Annotated in this window: 16 protein-coding genes; 10 read left to right on the top strand and 6 right to left on the bottom strand. The window is 55.6% G+C overall.

Annotation, left to right across the window (positions count from 1 at the left end):
- The first annotated feature begins 32 nt into the window (after positions 1–32).
- The 3 genes from proQ (at position 33) to htpX (ending at position 3,920) form a co-directional block, all read left to right on the top strand.
- Positions 33–734 carry an RNA chaperone ProQ gene (gene proQ / locus FHW04_RS15880; protein ID WP_046288277.1) on the top strand — a complete coding sequence of 234 codons (702 nt, stop codon included), beginning with the start codon at positions 33–35 and terminating at the stop codon, positions 732–734.
- Positions 735–753: 19 nt separating this feature from the next.
- Positions 754–2,793 (top strand): carboxy terminal-processing peptidase, encoded by a 2,040-nt coding sequence (gene prc, locus FHW04_RS15885; protein WP_031374644.1) that lies wholly within the window; start codon positions 754–756, stop codon positions 2,791–2,793.
- Between the two features lie 245 nt (positions 2,794–3,038).
- Positions 3,039–3,920, top strand: coding sequence for a protease HtpX (gene htpX / locus FHW04_RS15890; protein ID WP_031374643.1), 882 nt, complete (start codon positions 3,039–3,041; stop codon positions 3,918–3,920).
- A 52-nt stretch (positions 3,921–3,972) separates the two neighbouring features.
- Here the strand turns inward: htpX and FHW04_RS15895 are convergent, their stop codons facing one another.
- Positions 3,973–5,349 carry an MFS transporter gene (locus FHW04_RS15895; protein ID WP_089561503.1) on the bottom strand — a complete coding sequence of 459 codons (1,377 nt, stop codon included), beginning with the start codon at positions 5,347–5,349 and terminating at the stop codon, positions 3,973–3,975.
- A 68-nt stretch (positions 5,350–5,417) separates the two neighbouring features.
- Between FHW04_RS15895 and FHW04_RS15900 the strand changes: the two genes are divergently transcribed.
- Complete coding sequence (locus FHW04_RS15900; RefSeq protein WP_128088238.1) at positions 5,418–5,621, top strand: hypothetical protein; 204 nt, start codon at positions 5,418–5,420, stop codon at positions 5,619–5,621.
- 80 nt (positions 5,622–5,701) lie between these two features.
- Positions 5,702–6,493 carry a DNA-binding transcriptional regulator KdgR gene (gene kdgR, locus FHW04_RS15905; protein WP_031374641.1) on the top strand — a complete coding sequence of 264 codons (792 nt, stop codon included), beginning with the start codon at positions 5,702–5,704 and terminating at the stop codon, positions 6,491–6,493.
- A gap of 33 nt (positions 6,494–6,526) precedes the next feature.
- Here kdgR and FHW04_RS15910 read toward each other — a convergent pair whose 3' ends face one another.
- On the bottom strand, positions 6,527–6,763 hold the full coding sequence (locus tag FHW04_RS15910) for a YobH family protein (RefSeq protein ID WP_031374640.1): 237 nt from the start codon (positions 6,761–6,763) through the stop codon (positions 6,527–6,529).
- 212 nt (positions 6,764–6,975) lie between these two features.
- Between FHW04_RS15910 and FHW04_RS15915 the strand changes: the two genes are divergently transcribed.
- From FHW04_RS15915 to rlmA, 5 genes are all read left to right on the top strand, one after another.
- Complete coding sequence (locus FHW04_RS15915; RefSeq protein WP_089561419.1) at positions 6,976–7,248, top strand: YebO family protein; 273 nt, start codon at positions 6,976–6,978, stop codon at positions 7,246–7,248.
- A gap of 18 nt (positions 7,249–7,266) precedes the next feature.
- A complete protein-coding gene (locus tag FHW04_RS15920) occupies positions 7,267–8,271 on the top strand; it encodes an MBL fold metallo-hydrolase (RefSeq protein WP_089561420.1) in 1,005 nt (334 codons plus the stop codon).
- Between the two features lie 527 nt (positions 8,272–8,798).
- Positions 8,799–8,873 carry a DUF2627 domain-containing protein gene (locus FHW04_RS15925; RefSeq protein WP_143811575.1) on the top strand — a complete coding sequence of 25 codons (75 nt, stop codon included), beginning with the start codon at positions 8,799–8,801 and terminating at the stop codon, positions 8,871–8,873.
- A gap of 81 nt (positions 8,874–8,954) precedes the next feature.
- Positions 8,955–9,164 carry a transcription antiterminator/RNA stability regulator CspE gene (gene cspE, locus FHW04_RS15930; RefSeq protein ID WP_003852684.1) on the top strand — a complete coding sequence of 70 codons (210 nt, stop codon included), beginning with the start codon at positions 8,955–8,957 and terminating at the stop codon, positions 9,162–9,164.
- A 137-nt stretch (positions 9,165–9,301) separates the two neighbouring features.
- Entirely contained in the window at positions 9,302–10,111 is an 810-nt protein-coding gene (rlmA, locus tag FHW04_RS15935) for a 23S rRNA (guanine(745)-N(1))-methyltransferase (protein WP_089561421.1), read from the top strand.
- Here the strand turns inward: rlmA and FHW04_RS15940 are convergent.
- The 4 genes from FHW04_RS15940 to manX all read right to left on the bottom strand — a co-directional run bounded on the left by FHW04_RS15940 (position 10,108) and on the right by manX (position 13,353).
- Positions 10,108–10,566, bottom strand: coding sequence for a DUF986 family protein (locus tag FHW04_RS15940; RefSeq protein ID WP_031374636.1), 459 nt, complete (start codon positions 10,564–10,566; stop codon positions 10,108–10,110). The genes rlmA and FHW04_RS15940 overlap by 4 nt on opposite strands.
- A 96-nt stretch (positions 10,567–10,662) precedes the next feature.
- Complete coding sequence (locus FHW04_RS15945; protein WP_031374635.1) at positions 10,663–11,508, bottom strand: PTS mannose transporter subunit IID; 846 nt, start codon at positions 11,506–11,508, stop codon at positions 10,663–10,665.
- Positions 11,509–11,523: 15 nt separating this feature from the next.
- The gene (locus FHW04_RS15950) at positions 11,524–12,324 is read right to left on the bottom strand and encodes a PTS mannose/fructose/sorbose transporter subunit IIC (protein ID WP_031374634.1); all 801 of its coding nucleotides are present in this window, start codon (positions 12,322–12,324) and stop codon (positions 11,524–11,526) included.
- Between the two features lie 66 nt (positions 12,325–12,390).
- A complete protein-coding gene (manX, locus tag FHW04_RS15955; protein ID WP_031374633.1) occupies positions 12,391–13,353 on the bottom strand; it encodes a PTS mannose transporter subunit IIAB in 963 nt (320 codons plus the stop codon).
- Positions 13,354–13,854 lie beyond the last annotated feature (501 nt).

Here is a 13,854-nt window from a genome sequence, read left to right on the forward strand (position 1 = left end):
GGTCGGCAAACCCGTTGTAATCAGGAAATTTCATGGAAAATCAACCTAAGTTGAATAGCAGTAAAGAAGTCATCAGCTTTCTGGCGGAGCGCTTTCCGCACTGCTTTAGCGCTGAAGGTGAAGCGCGTCCGCTCAAGATCGGTATCTTTCAGGATCTGGTCGAGCGTGTTCAGGGCGAAATGAATCTGAGCAAAACGCAGTTGCGTTCTGCCTTACGCCTTTATACCTCAAGCTGGCGTTATCTGTACGGCATCAAAGCCGGTGCGACGCGTGTCGATCTCGACGGTAACGCCTGTGGCGTGCTGGACGAGCAGCACGTCGAGCACGCACGCAAGCAACTGGAAGACGCCAAAGCGCGTGTTCAGGCGCAGCGTGATCAGCAGCGTGCCGCCCGTCGTGAAGCAGGCGAAAGCGAAGAGGGCGCGGCACCGCGTCGTCCACGCAAGCCGGCTGCGCGTAAACCTGCCGAAGGCGATGCCGCGCGTAAACCGCGTCCGCAGACCGCAGCAGAACGCCCGACCGCCTCACAGCACCGCAAACCGGCCCCACGCCCGGAGCAGCAAGCCCGACCCATCACTGATACCTCAACTTTGCAGCCCGGCCAGAGTATTAAAGTTAAAGCAGGCAAAAGTGCGATGGACGCGACCGTTCTTGAAGTATCTAAAGACGGCGTTCGGGTCCAGCTCGCTTCCGGCATGGCAATGATTGTGCGCGCAGAACACTTGCAGTTCTGAAACGGAGGCTGACCCCGGCATGAACACCCTTTTTAAAATTGGACTTATTGCGGGCCTGCTGTTGTCAGGCCCTTCCTTTGGCGCGGAGAACATTACCCGCGCCGACCAGATTCCCCAGCTTCACGAAGACCCGCAGGACCCGACGGTCAGCGAACGTGTCACCTCACGCTTTACCCGTTCCCACTATCGCCAGTTCGACCTGAATCAGGACTTTTCAGCGAAAATTTTTGATCGCTACCTGAACATGCTCGATTACAGCCATAACGTGCTGCTGGCCTCGGATGTGGCGCAGTTTGCCAGCAAAAAAAACCTCGTCGGCGATGAGCTGCGCAGCGGTAAGCTGGACCTGTTTTACGATCTCTACAATCTGGCGCAGAAGCGCCGTTTTGAGCGCTATCAGTATGCGCTGACGGTGCTGGATCGCCCGATGAATTTTACCGGAAATGACACCATCGACATTGACCGGGCTAAAGCCCCGTGGCCGAAAGATCAGTCTGAACTGAACGCGCTGTGGGATGCTAAGGTCAAATATGACCAGCTGAGCCTGAAACTGGCCGGCAAAGATGAGAAAGAGATCCGCGAAGTGCTGACCAAGCGCTACAACTTCGCCATCCGTCGTCTGGCACAGAGCAACAGCGAAGATGTGTTCCAGCTGGCGATGAACGCTTTTGCGCACGAAATCGATCCGCATACCAACTACCTGTCACCGCGCAACACCGAGCAGTTCAACACCGAAATGAGCCTGTCACTGGAAGGTATCGGCGCGGTGCTGCAGATGGATGACGATTACACCGTGATCAATTCGATGGTAGCAGGCGGTCCGGCAGCGAAAAGTAAAGCCATTACCGTTGGCGATCGCATCGTCGGCGTCGGTCAGCCAGGCAAGCCAATGGAAGATGTGATTGGCTGGCGTCTGGATGACGTTGTGGCAAAAATCAAAGGGCCGAAAGGCAGCAAAGTCCGACTCGAAGTGTTGCCAGCCGGTAAGGGAACTAAAACCCGCACCGTAACGCTGACGCGTGAGAAGATCCGTCTGGAAGATCGGGCGGTCAAAATGAGCGTCAGAAATGTCGGTAAGCAGAAAGTCGGCGTACTTGATATTCCGGGCTTCTATGTTGGCCTGACCGATGACGTTAAAGTGCAGCTGCAGAAACTGCAAAAGCAGAACGTGGATAGCGTGGTGATCGATCTGCGTACCAATGGCGGCGGCGCGCTGACTGAAGCGGTGTCACTCTCCGGACTGTTTATTCCGAGTGGCCCGGTGGTGCAGGTACGCGACAACAATGGTCGGGTACGCCAGGACAGCGATAACGATGGCGTGGTCTATTACAAAGGTCCGCTGGTGGTGCTGGTCGATCGCTTCAGTGCGTCCGCCTCTGAGATTTTCGCCGCGGCGATGCAGGATTACGGTCGCGCTGTGATTGTCGGTGAGCCGACCTTTGGTAAAGGCACCGTGCAGCAATATCGTTCTCTGAACCGTATCTACGATCAGATGCTGCGCCCGGAATGGCCAGCGCTGGGGTCGGTACAGTACACCATTCAGAAGTTCTATCGCATCAACGGCGGCAGTACGCAGCGTAAAGGCGTCACGCCAGATCTGCTGATGCCAACCGGCGTAGAAGCGGCTGAAACCGGTGAGAAGTTCGAAGACAATGCGCTGCCGTGGGACAGCATCAATGCGGCGACCTACGTCAAATCCGGCGATGTAAAACCGCTGGTGCCGCAGCTGACCCGTCAGCATGCCGATCGCATCGCACAGGACCGTGAGTTCCAGTACATCATGAAGGACATTGCCCGTTTCAATGCCCTGAAGGATAAGCGCAACATCGTATCGCTCAACCTCGCCCAGCGTGAGAAAGAGAACCACGAAGATGATGCGTCGCGTCTGGAGCGGATCAATGCCCGCTATCAGGCCGAAGGCAAAAAACCGCTGAAGAACCTGGATGAGCTGCCGAAAGATTATAAAGAGCCTGACCCGTATCTTGATGAGACGGTGAAGATTGCTAACGATCTGGCGCAACTCGACAAGTCTCAGCCGGACACCCCTGCGGCTAAATAGATCGCCGACGCGATGAAAAAGCACCGTTCAGCGGTGCTTTTTTTTTGCCAGAAAAGCACCGGCGTTGAGCATTAATAAGCCGCGGTAAACCCGCAGACGGGCCGGGCAGGCCAGCGGGCGTGACAAAATGTAAAGTTATGTCTTTTTAGGCACTTAAACGTTAAGGTCGCTTGAAAAGCCGCACAATGCTCATAGGATATGTATCCGCGCATAAGCGCGTGAACCACTGAGGAAGATTAACAAATATGATGCGTATTGCTCTTTTCCTGATGACCAACCTGGCTGTGATGTTGGTATTCGGGCTGATTCTCAGCCTGACAGGGATCCAGTCAAGCAGTGTTCAGGGCCTGATGATCATGGCGGGTCTGTTTGGCTTTGGCGGTGCGTTTGTTTCACTGCTGATGTCGAAGTGGATGGCACTGCGCTCGGTTGGCGGTGAAGTGATTGAACAGCCACGCAATGAAACTGAGCGCTGGCTGGTGGATACCATTGGACGTCAGGCGCAGCAGGCCGGGATTGCCATGCCGCAGGTTGCGATCTATCACGCGCCCGACATCAACGCCTTTGCGACCGGTGCCCGGCGTGATGCCTCGCTGGTGGCCGTTTCAACCGGCTTACTGCAGAACATGAGCCGTGACGAAGCGGAAGCGGTACTGGCACACGAAGTGTCGCACATCGCAAACGGCGACATGATCACCATGACGCTGATTCAGGGTATCGTGAACACCTTCGTGATCTTTGTTTCACGTATTCTGGCGCAAATCGCGGCGGGCTTTATGTCCGGCAACCGTGATGGTGAAGAGAGCAGCAACGGCAACCCGCTGGTCTATTTTGCGGTGTCGATGGTGCTGGAGCTGGTGTTTGGTATTCTTGCCAGCATCATCACCATGTGGTTCTCGCGTCACCGCGAATTCCATGCCGACGCAGGCTCTGCGAAACTGGTAGGTCGTGAGAAGATGATTGCGGCGTTACAGCGGCTGAAAACCAGCTACGAACCGCAGGAACCGAGCAGCATGATGGCGTTCTGTATTAACGGTAAAGGCAAGTCGTTCAGCGAGCTGTTTATGTCGCACCCGCCGTTAGACAAACGTATTGAAGCGCTGCGCAGCGGTCAGTATCTGAAGTAAGCGAGATAACAGCAGAAAGGCGACCTCCGGGTCGCCTTTTTTATGTCTGCGATCAGGCCGCCGCGCGGCTCTGGGTCATACGTGACAGGCTGACAATCGCGGCCACCGTCGAGAAGCCGCCCGCCAGCAGCAGCGAGGCGTGGGTGCCGCTCTGGTCAAACAGATTGAACATCAGCGCCACCAGCGCCGCACCGACGCTCTGGCCCAGCAGACGGGCGGTGCCCAGCATGCCACTGGCTCCGCCGCTGCGGTGACGCGGTGCAGAGGTGATAATGGTGTGATTATTGGGCGACTGGAACAGACCAAAGCCAGCGCCGCACAGCATCATCCGCCAGATAATATCGCCATCGCCCGGCTGAGCCGGCAACAGCGCCAGCAAAAACAGCCCGGCAGCAAACATCGCCAGACCGATACCGCCCAGCAGCCCGGCATGGACCCGCTCAATTAACCGGCCGGCAATCGGGGCGAATACCATGGTCGCCAGCGGCCAGGGCGTCAGCAGCAGACCGGTGGTGACCTCATCGCGGCCCAGCACGTTCTGCAGGAAGAATGGCAGCGACACCATCGCCAGCATCTGCGCGCAGAACGAGCAGACCGAGGTGCCCATCGACAGGCTGAATATCGGAATGCGCAGCAGATCCACCGGTAGCAGCGGCACCGCCATATTGAGCTGACGGCGAATAAAGAACAGGCCGACCACCAGCAACGCCAGCAACTCTGCCAGCACCAGCCAGCCATTCTGACCCTGCGCAAAGCCGCTGAGGGCGGAAATCAGCAGGCCGAAAAACAGCGCATTCATGATGGCGCTGGGAATATCGAACTTCTGGGCGGTTGCTTTTTGCGGGTTGTCCGGCAGGGTTCGCAGCGCCAGCCACAGTGCAATCGCCCCCAGCGGGACGTTGATCAGGAACAGCCATTTCCAGCTGGCCACCGACAGAATCGCCGCCGCCACCGTGGGTCCTGCCGCGGTTGATACCGCCACGATCAGCGAGTTGATCGCCATACCCCGGCCCAGATAACGCTGCGGGTAGATAATGCGTATCAGCGCCGTATTTACGCTCATCAGCGCCGCGCCGCCAAAGCCCTGTAATACCCGGGCGAAGGTCAGCATGTTAAGTGAGGTGGAGAGGGCACAAAACAGCGAGGTGGCGATAAACAGCGCCAGACCGGCCTGATAGACGCGGCGATAACCCAGCATATCGACCAGAAACGACAGCGACAGCAGCGAGACGATAATAGCAATCTGGTAGGCGTTAACGATCCACACTGACTCTGCCGGGCTGGCATTCAGTTCACGCGCAATAGTCGGCAGCGCCACGTTGGCAATTGCGCCATCCAGCACGGCCATGGTGATGCCGAGAGCGATAGTCAGAATGGCCCAGTAGCGCTGGGCGACCGGCAGTCCGTCCTGCGGAGAAGAGAGTGACATGGTGTATTTGCTAAAGAGGGTGAATATCATCATGCTAATGAAATTGCCGCCAAAAAGCAGCGCGGGCGATGACAAAAAGTTGTCTTAAAATATGTCTTAGCCGCAATCGCCTGCGCTGGCTGTCCGCCCGAAACGGCGCATGGCTGCCGCTGCGTTGTCTGCTTAGCCGTCAGCGCGACGGCGCGCCAGCCACTCAGACCGGTCTGCAGGTGCACCGCTCCACGCTATTCCCGGTCACGGTTCAGCGGGATAAACCGCACAGCGCGACGTAAAGCATTGCCGCCGCCGTCAGCCTCGCTCTATACTGACAGTCCGTTCCATTTTTTTTGAAACAGGTTTAACAAGGTGCGCGATGTCCTCTGCTGAAAATGACAAACAGCCCGATTCAGTCTCCTCGGTCCTTAAAGTGTTCGGTATTTTGCAGGCACTGGGCGAAGAGCGCGATCACGGTATTACTGAGCTCGCGCAGCGCGTGATGATGTCAAAAAGTACCGTTTACCGCTTTCTGCAAACCATGAAGTCGCTGGGTTACGTTACCCAGGAAGGGGAGAGTGAAAAGTATTCGCTGACCCTGAAACTGTTTGAGCTTGGCGCGAAAGCGTTGCAGAACGTCGATCTGATTCGCAGCGCGGATGTGCAGATGCGGGAGCTGTCGCGTCTGACCAAAGAGACAATCCATCTCGGCGCGCTGGAAGAGGACAGCATTGTCTACATCCATAAAATCGATTCGCTCTATAACCTGCGCATGTATTCCCGCATCGGGCGACGTAACCCGCTGCACACCACCGCCATTGGTAAAGTGCTGCTCGCCTGGCGCGATCGTCAGGAAGTGAAAGAGATCCTGCGGGACGTTGAATTTAAGCGCAGTACTGCCAATACGCTGGTCAGCGCAGAGGCGCTGCTGGAGGCGCTGGATCAGGTCAAAATTCAGGGTTACGGCGAAGATAACGAAGAGCAGGAAGAGGGATTACGCTGCATCGCGGTACCGGTATTTGACCGCTTTGGCGTGGTGATCGCCGGACTGAGCATCTCATTCCCGACCATTCGATTCTCGGAAGACGCCCGCCAGGATTATGTGGCGATGCTGCACCGCGCAGCGCGTACCCTGTCAGCGGAAATGGGCTTTCATCACTACGAATTCTGAAAACAGCGGGCCACTGCGCCCGCTGGATGAGAATTAATTATCGATCACTTCTCCGCTCTTCTTCAGTAGCGGACAATCGGTCACCCCGACCACGCCACTGTCAGTATGCAGGTATTGTGCGCTGATAAGGCCACGTGCCGTAAGGTAACTGCACTGCAGACCCAGCCCCGCGGCATTTTTGGTGCTGCCGGTTAACACGCCGTAGCCGGTAAAAAGCATTGCCAGCCAGATCAGCGCCAGTAACCCAATCGCCCGAATAAACAGTTTCATTTTGTCTCCTTGTGACAGATAACGCAGCGCTCCACGTATTGCTGCTGGCCATGATTGTACCAGCATGCCTCGCTTTTCCGGCGGGATCGATCAGAGATAACTGAAACGGTAAATTCTGCATTGATGCTAACCCCATTATCTTTTGCCAGGGCTAAGGGTAGAATGAGCGGTTACAGCGTTTGGGACATTCCACTAAGGTTTATGAGGCAGTTATGAATGAGTTAGCCGCAAATTCGGGACCACTGGTCAGCTATGGTCTGCTGGTGATTATTTTGATTGTGGCATTTATTGTCTGGTTCTTTGTAAACCGGGCCAGCGTGCGGGCCGGTGAACAGATTCAGTTACTCGAATCGCTACTGGAAGAGCAGAAAAAACAGACTATTCTGTTACGTCGTCTGGTAGATGCGCAGCCTGCCGCAGAGACCAAAAAGAGCGATGAAGATCAGGACAAACGCGATTTTATTCGCCTGATACCGGAACGTTAATCCCCGCATGGAGGCTGGATGGTCTGGAAAAACCCGTGGTACGACAGCAGTAAAACGCATCACACGCCTGAAGGCTTCCGCAATCCTGAACCCGATCTCCGTCAGCCTGGCGATCTGCAACGCTGGCGCCGCGAGCGTAAAGCGCAGGGGCTGCCGTTGCCGCCCCGAGAGGGTTATGCAGCCTTTACCGCGCAGTGGTGGCAACCGGCCGATCTGAGCGGCAGCGATGACCGCGTCTGGTGGCTGGGACATGCTGCTCTGCTCTTGCGGGTTAACCAGCGCTATATTCTGATCGATCCCGCCTTATCGTCGCGCGCGTCGCCGTTACCCTTTGCCGGCCCGCAGCGTAAAACCCCGTCACCACTGAATATCCGCGATTTGCCGCGGCTCGATCTGGTGCTGGTATCGCACAATCATTACGACCATCTTGACAGGCCGACGGTCAGGCAGATTGTGCGGCACTTTCCCGAGGCGACGTTTATTGTCCCGCTTGGTCTGGCCAGCTGGTTCACCCGTCAGGGCGTCGCCCGGGTGGAGCAACTGGACTGGTGGCAGTCGCTCCGGTTCGACGATCTCTGTATCGATGCGGTGCCGGCCCGTCACTGGAGTATGCGAACCCCGCGCGATCGAAACCGTTCACTGTGGTGCGGCTGGGTGGTGCGATCGCCCACCCTGCGTTTCTGGTTTTCGGGCGATAGTGGCTTCAGCGAGAATTTACGCGAGGTGGTGACGCGTCTCGGCCCCTTTAATCTTGCTGCCTTACCGATTGGGGCCTGGGCACCCAAATGGTTCATGGCCAGTCAGCATATGGACCCGGATCAGGCGGTCGAATTATGGCGTGAGGCAGGCAGGCCGCTGACGGTACCGATCCACTGGGGCGTGTTCGAACTGGCGGATGAGTCACTGGACGCGCCGCCAGCCGAACTTGAGCATGCGCTCCAGCGGGCAGGGCAGGATAACCAACGGTTTTCTGCCTGGCGAATAGGGGAAAGTCGGGGACTGGATAATATCGACCAGGAATAATCCTAAAGCGAGCGAAATGATTTAAATCAGACTCTGTTTTATCTGACATCAATTTTTCAGTTCAAAAGCAAAATTTTTAATAAGCAAATTCCTAACCGCTGCTTTTATTTGGAGCAACCCTGACCGGGGGCTCCTGTTTTTGGTGCAAAGTGCTTTTATATTTGTACTTAATAAAGCTTTTTGTACAGGATTGGCGCTGCGTTAATCATCCTCAGCCGATTACCGCTTCGTTTATTCTTTTAGCTTTTGCCATATTTGTGAAATATTAATTTCTTATGGTATCCATTGGTTTAATGGCGGCGGGGTACAGTAACGTCGGTTGCTGCGACCGCGATCGCAGCGGGCGGAATAGCGAAACGCTTTATTTTATCGGGCAGAAAAGGGCAACTTCTGAACCAGACGGAACATTCATTGTGAGCACTCTGGCAATTGTGTGCAAAGCTTCTCCCCGCGTTTAAAAATGGCTTGCCATTATTTTAAGGATATGTGATAACAATTCGTGGGTTAAACGAGGTACAGTTCTGTTTATGCATGGCATCTTCAGTAAAGAAGTTACGAGTAAAGACGTTGACGTTGAATACCGCTTCCTTGCCGAACCTTAATTAGTGCCTCATTCAGTAACGTCTCTGGTTTCTCTGTAAGTCAGCCTTCGGGCTAAATAAACATTCAAAGGAATTTGCAAAATGGCAAAGATTAAAGGTCAGGTTAAGTGGTTCAACGAGTCTAAAGGTTTTGGCTTCATTACTCCTGCTGACGGTAGCAAAGATGTGTTCGTACACTTCTCCGCTATCCAGGGCAATGGTTTCAAAACCCTGGCCGAAGGCCAAAGCGTTGAGTTCGAAATTCAGGACGGCCAGAAAGGCCCGGCTGCAGTAAACGTTACTGCAATCTGATTCGACTCCGACTCGGTGCACTGCACCTCGACACGGAATCTTAAAGCCCTGGCTAATTAGCCGGGGCTTTCTTTATGCTTCCGATGCGCAAACGTTAAGGGTACACTGCGCCGCGTTACCTGCTGCCGGAGCCCCTCATGTCGTTGATCTGCCCCCTTTGCCATACTCCTCTCGTCCTGACTGCACGCAGCTGGTGCTGCGAAAATCGTCATCAGTTTGATCAGGCGAAAGAGGGCTACGTCAATTTGCTGCCCGTTCAGCATAAACGCTCACGGGAGCCGGGTGACAGTGCGGAGATGATGCAGGCACGGCGCGAATTCCTCGAGGCGGGCTATTATCAGCCGCTGCGCGATCGGGTGGTCAGCCTGCTGGACGCGACGCTCTGCCGGCCGGGCAGTCAGATTCTTGATATTGGCTGTGGTGAAGGCTACTACACGGCGGCGCTGGCCGCAGCCAACAGCGAGACGGGACAGGTTTATGGGCTGGACGTCGCCAGAATGGCGATCCGGCTGGCGGCGAAGCGCTACGCTGAGGTGCTGTTCTGTGTCGCCTCCAGCCAGCGTTTACCCTTTGCCAGCCAGTCGCTGGATGCGATAGTGCGGATTTACGCCCCCTGTAATGAAGCGGAGCTGGCGCGGGTACTCAAGCCCGGTGGCATCGTGCTCACCGTGACGCCCGGTCCGCACCATCTGCAGCAGTTTAAAGCGCTGATCTATCGTGAGGTGCAGTTACACGCAGCGGAACAAAAAACCTACCCCGAATTTCACCAGATTGCCCAGCATTCGCTGCGTTACCCGATGGCACTGACCGGGGCTGCGGCCGTCACGCTGTTACAGATGACCCCTTTTGCCTGGCGGGCGCGTGACGAAGTCTGGCAAACCCTGCAGCAGAGCGAACTGTTCAATTGCGACGCCGATTTTACCCTGACGCTGTGGCAGCGCGACTAACGCGCCTCTACCAGGGTGTTATAGATGCGTTCCAGATCGTCAAGCTGCTGCACCGCGATTAACAGCCGGCGCTGTTCAAGCTGAATCACCAGAATGCCATCCTCAGAAAGGTTCATCCCCTGAATCCGCCGGTAATCAATCCAGACGCCGGCATAAAACAGCCCATTGTTTTTCATCAGCAGCTTTGGCCGACGCAACCAGAAGAGCCAGAAGGCGAGAAAGCTCAGCACCATCAGCAGCGAGGTAGTGAGCTGCGGGCCATGATGCGTGACGTTATTCCACAGCAGAATCAGCAGCAGACCGATGAAAATCAGGCTGTCAATTTTATGCCGCCGCTGCAGCGCCACCCGCAGGCGGGTCGGCCCATGGCGACGCGGCAGAATTGCCTCATCGTAAATCGCAAACAGCAGCAGGGCGGCAATACAGCCTGCAATTAGCATGTCGGTCAATGACATGGTACCTCCTCAAACAGGGTGAGATCAGCCGCCAGGGCTCAGCTCACCTCGCTCAGCGTAAAAAAAGTCGGGAGCCTGCGCTCCCGACCCGGGGTATTACAGTCCGAGCAGACCAATCCAGTAACCGAAGATACCGATGGCGAAGAAGCCAACGATAATCCACAGCGCATTGACCTTACGGCGCAGCAGCCACATACAGGCGAAGGTCAGCAGCAGCGGGACCACACCCGGCATCAGCTGATCGAGAATCGACTGTACCGTGGTGACGGTGGTTTTGCCGGTTGAATCGGTAATGCGTGACACCACCAGCGGGATGTTGACGTGGGTCCACTTGTTGACCAGTGCCCCCATGACAAACAGGCCCAGTATTGAGGCGCCCTCCGTCAGTTTTTGCAGGAAGCCGCCACCCATATCGCTAACGATATCGATCCCTTTACGATAGCCATATGCCACACCGTAGTAACGGGTCAGCAGACGCGCCAGGTTAAACAGCACGAAGAACAGCAGCGGGCCCAGCAGGCTGCCGCTCATGGCGATGCCAGCACCCAGTGCGGCAAACACCGGACGGACCGTACCCCAGAAAATCGGGTCACCGACACCGGCCAGCGGGCCCATTAAACCGACTTTGATACCGTTAATCGCACCATCATCAATGGCTGCACCGTTGGCACGCTGCTCTTCCATCGCCATGGTGACGCCCAGCACCGGCGCTGCCACGTAAGGGTGGGTGTTGAAGAACTCGAGGTGACGCTTGATCGCCTGTTTGCGTTCGTCATTGTTCTCCGGATAGAGACGGCGGATCACCGGCACCATCGAGAAACAGAAACCAAGCGCCTGCATACGTTCAAAGTTCCACGATCCCTGAAACAGGTTGGAGCGCATAAAGACAGCACGTACGTCGCCCGGCGTTAGTTTCTTTTCGACTTTGGTAATATCAACCATGTTCTCACCTGTTCCTTAATCGAGTTCGTTATCGAGATCGTTAGCGCTGGCAGGACCTGCAGGCGCACCCGCGACCCGGTTGTATTTCGGGCTGAGCTGGATGTAGAGCACCGCCATTACCACACCGATCACGCCAAGCGCGACCAGGTTGAAGTTGGTGAAGGCAGCGGTGACGAAGCCCAGATAGAAGAACGGCATCAGGTAGCCTGCGCGCATCATATTGATGACCATCGCGTAACCGACCACCACGATCATGCCGCCAGCGATGTTGAGGCCGTTGGTGACCACATCGGGAATCGAACTGAGTAAGGCGTGAACCGCACTGGTGCCGACCGAAATCGCCACAATCAGCGCCGGAATGGCGATACGCATCGCCTGCAGCAGCAGGGCAGAGACGTGAATCCAGGAGATCGCGGTAAGGTTGCCTTTCTCGGCCGCCTTATCAGCTGCGTGCTGGAACGCCACGGTAATGGTACGAACGATAATGGTCAGCACCTGACCGGCTGCCGCCAGCGGAATGGCCAGTGCAATACCGGCACCGACGCTTTGACCGCCAGCGATGACCAGAATGGTCGAGATGATTGAGGCGAGCGCCGCATCCGGGGCGACAGCCGCACCGATGTTCATCCAGCCCAGTGCGATCATCTCCAGCGTACCGCCGATGATAATCCCGGTTTTCATATCACCCAGCACCGCACCAATCAGGGTACAGGCGACCAGCGGGCGGTGAAACTGGAACTCATCCAGGATCGACCCCATACCGGCAATACAGGCGACAATAAAGATCAAAATGATTTGTAGCGAGGTTATTTCCATCATACTTCTTGTCCTCAGCAGGATAACGAAAATGAGCCTGGCAAAGCAGGCGCAGACGGCACGCCGTTACGAATTAACCTTCGCAATCAGGTCCATCATTTTCAGTTTCTGGTCGCTGGAAACTTTACGGACTTCCAGTTCAATATTGCGCTCATTTAATTTGCGAAACGCCGCAATATCTTTTTCATCGACCGAGACGGCATTGTTCACCTGAGTTTTGCCCTGGCGGAAAGCCATGCCGCCGATATTGACGGTTTTAATATCGACGCCCTGTTCCACTACCCGCAGCACATCGGTCGGGTTGGTAAACAGCAGCATCACCCGATCCTGACCATATTTCGGGTTATTCCACACCCGCACCATCTTATCGACATCCACCACGTGCGCGGTTACGCCCGGCGGCGCCACCTGCGTCAGCAGCGTTTTACGCACGTGATCGTTAGCCACCTCATCGCTGACCACGATAATGCGCTGAACGTTGGTCTCCTTGGTCCAGCGTGTCGCGACCTGACCATGGATCAGACGGTCATCGATACGGGCCAGACCGATTTTCATGTGATCGCCGGGTGCCATCGGTTTCGCCGGTTGCGCCGGAGCAGCGACCGGTTTTGCCGCCGCAACCGGCGCGGCCTCTTTGGCTTTCAGCGCCTTCACGCCTTCACGGCCGGTTTCAACCGCCACCGCAATCAGTTCATCAAAACCCGGGTTGTCGTCGCGCGCCATCAGGGTTTCGACCAGCATCGGGATATTGACGCCCGCCACCACATCATAATCTGGCTTATCCACCACGATGCGGCTGGCCGCGTTAAACGGACTGCCTCCCCAGGTATCCACCAGGAACAACACGCCCTGCGCGGTATCGAGTTCCGCCAGCCGCGCCTGGTACTTTTCAATCAGCGTTTCTGCATTTTCGCCGGGCACAAAGTCGATCCATCCGACATTTTCCTGCTCGCCCAACAGCATTTCTGCTGTCTTTAGCAGTTGTTCCGCTGCCCAGCCATGTGTACCAATTACTATCGCAATGGTCACTTGCTACCTCCGTTCGCTTGAGAAGCTCATCTGAGTCAATGAACCGTATGAGTTATCGCTTCGGTTTTGTGAAAATTCTGTTTACCGAATCATCCGGATAGTCTCGGAAAATCATCGGGTAACTGCGATAAGGCCGTAAAGTCGCGATTTATTTTAGTGATCGAAAAAATAAATTATGTGATGGCTGTCAGCTATTCGCAGCCTGATTAACGGAACGTGCAATTTAATGCGCTCCGTCATTTGAATGGCAGATTGTAAAAATAAGAAAATTTTTTGACGCCAAAGCGCGACCTGATACATTAACGATCTGTTTATTACTCAGGAGTAACGGGCCTCAGCCCACCTTTATGGATCGTCACCGACGTCGCTTAACCTGTTCTTTGCGCCTGCTGGCGCGTCATCTTTCGCCTGACGGCGTATTCACTGCTTACCCGATCGTCACTCTGTCACGCTTTAACGCGCTGACACGCATCGGTTCACACTTTTCCTCGTTCAGGAGTC

Source organism: Pantoea sp. AN62 (assembly GCF_050432985.1).
GTDB lineage: Bacteria > Pseudomonadota > Gammaproteobacteria > Enterobacterales > Enterobacteriaceae > Pantoea > Pantoea brenneri.

Bases quoted from the DNA above. Each gene is read 5' to 3' on its own strand.
- proQ (WP_046288277.1), top strand. From the start codon at position 33: ATGGAAAATCAACCTAAGTTGAATAGCAGTAAAGAAGTCATCAGCTTT.
- prc (WP_031374644.1), top strand. From the start codon at position 754: ATGAACACCCTTTTTAAAATTGGACTTATTGCGGGCCTGCTGTTGTCA.
- htpX (WP_031374643.1), top strand. From the start codon at position 3,039: ATGATGCGTATTGCTCTTTTCCTGATGACCAACCTGGCTGTGATGTTG.
- FHW04_RS15895 (WP_089561503.1), bottom strand. From the start codon at position 5,349: ATGTCACTCTCTTCTCCGCAGGACGGACTGCCGGTCGCCCAGCGCTAC.
- FHW04_RS15900 (WP_128088238.1), top strand. From the start codon at position 5,418: ATGACAAAAAGTTGTCTTAAAATATGTCTTAGCCGCAATCGCCTGCGC.
- kdgR (WP_031374641.1), top strand. From the start codon at position 5,702: ATGTCCTCTGCTGAAAATGACAAACAGCCCGATTCAGTCTCCTCGGTC.
- FHW04_RS15910 (WP_031374640.1), bottom strand. From the start codon at position 6,763: ATGAAACTGTTTATTCGGGCGATTGGGTTACTGGCGCTGATCTGGCTG.
- FHW04_RS15915 (WP_089561419.1), top strand. From the start codon at position 6,976: ATGAATGAGTTAGCCGCAAATTCGGGACCACTGGTCAGCTATGGTCTG.
- FHW04_RS15920 (WP_089561420.1), top strand. From the start codon at position 7,267: ATGGTCTGGAAAAACCCGTGGTACGACAGCAGTAAAACGCATCACACG.
- cspE (WP_003852684.1), top strand. From the start codon at position 8,955: ATGGCAAAGATTAAAGGTCAGGTTAAGTGGTTCAACGAGTCTAAAGGT.
- rlmA (WP_089561421.1), top strand. From the start codon at position 9,302: ATGTCGTTGATCTGCCCCCTTTGCCATACTCCTCTCGTCCTGACTGCA.
- FHW04_RS15940 (WP_031374636.1), bottom strand. From the start codon at position 10,566: ATGTCATTGACCGACATGCTAATTGCAGGCTGTATTGCCGCCCTGCTG.
- FHW04_RS15945 (WP_031374635.1), bottom strand. From the start codon at position 11,508: ATGGTTGATATTACCAAAGTCGAAAAGAAACTAACGCCGGGCGACGTA.
- FHW04_RS15950 (WP_031374634.1), bottom strand. From the start codon at position 12,324: ATGGAAATAACCTCGCTACAAATCATTTTGATCTTTATTGTCGCCTGT.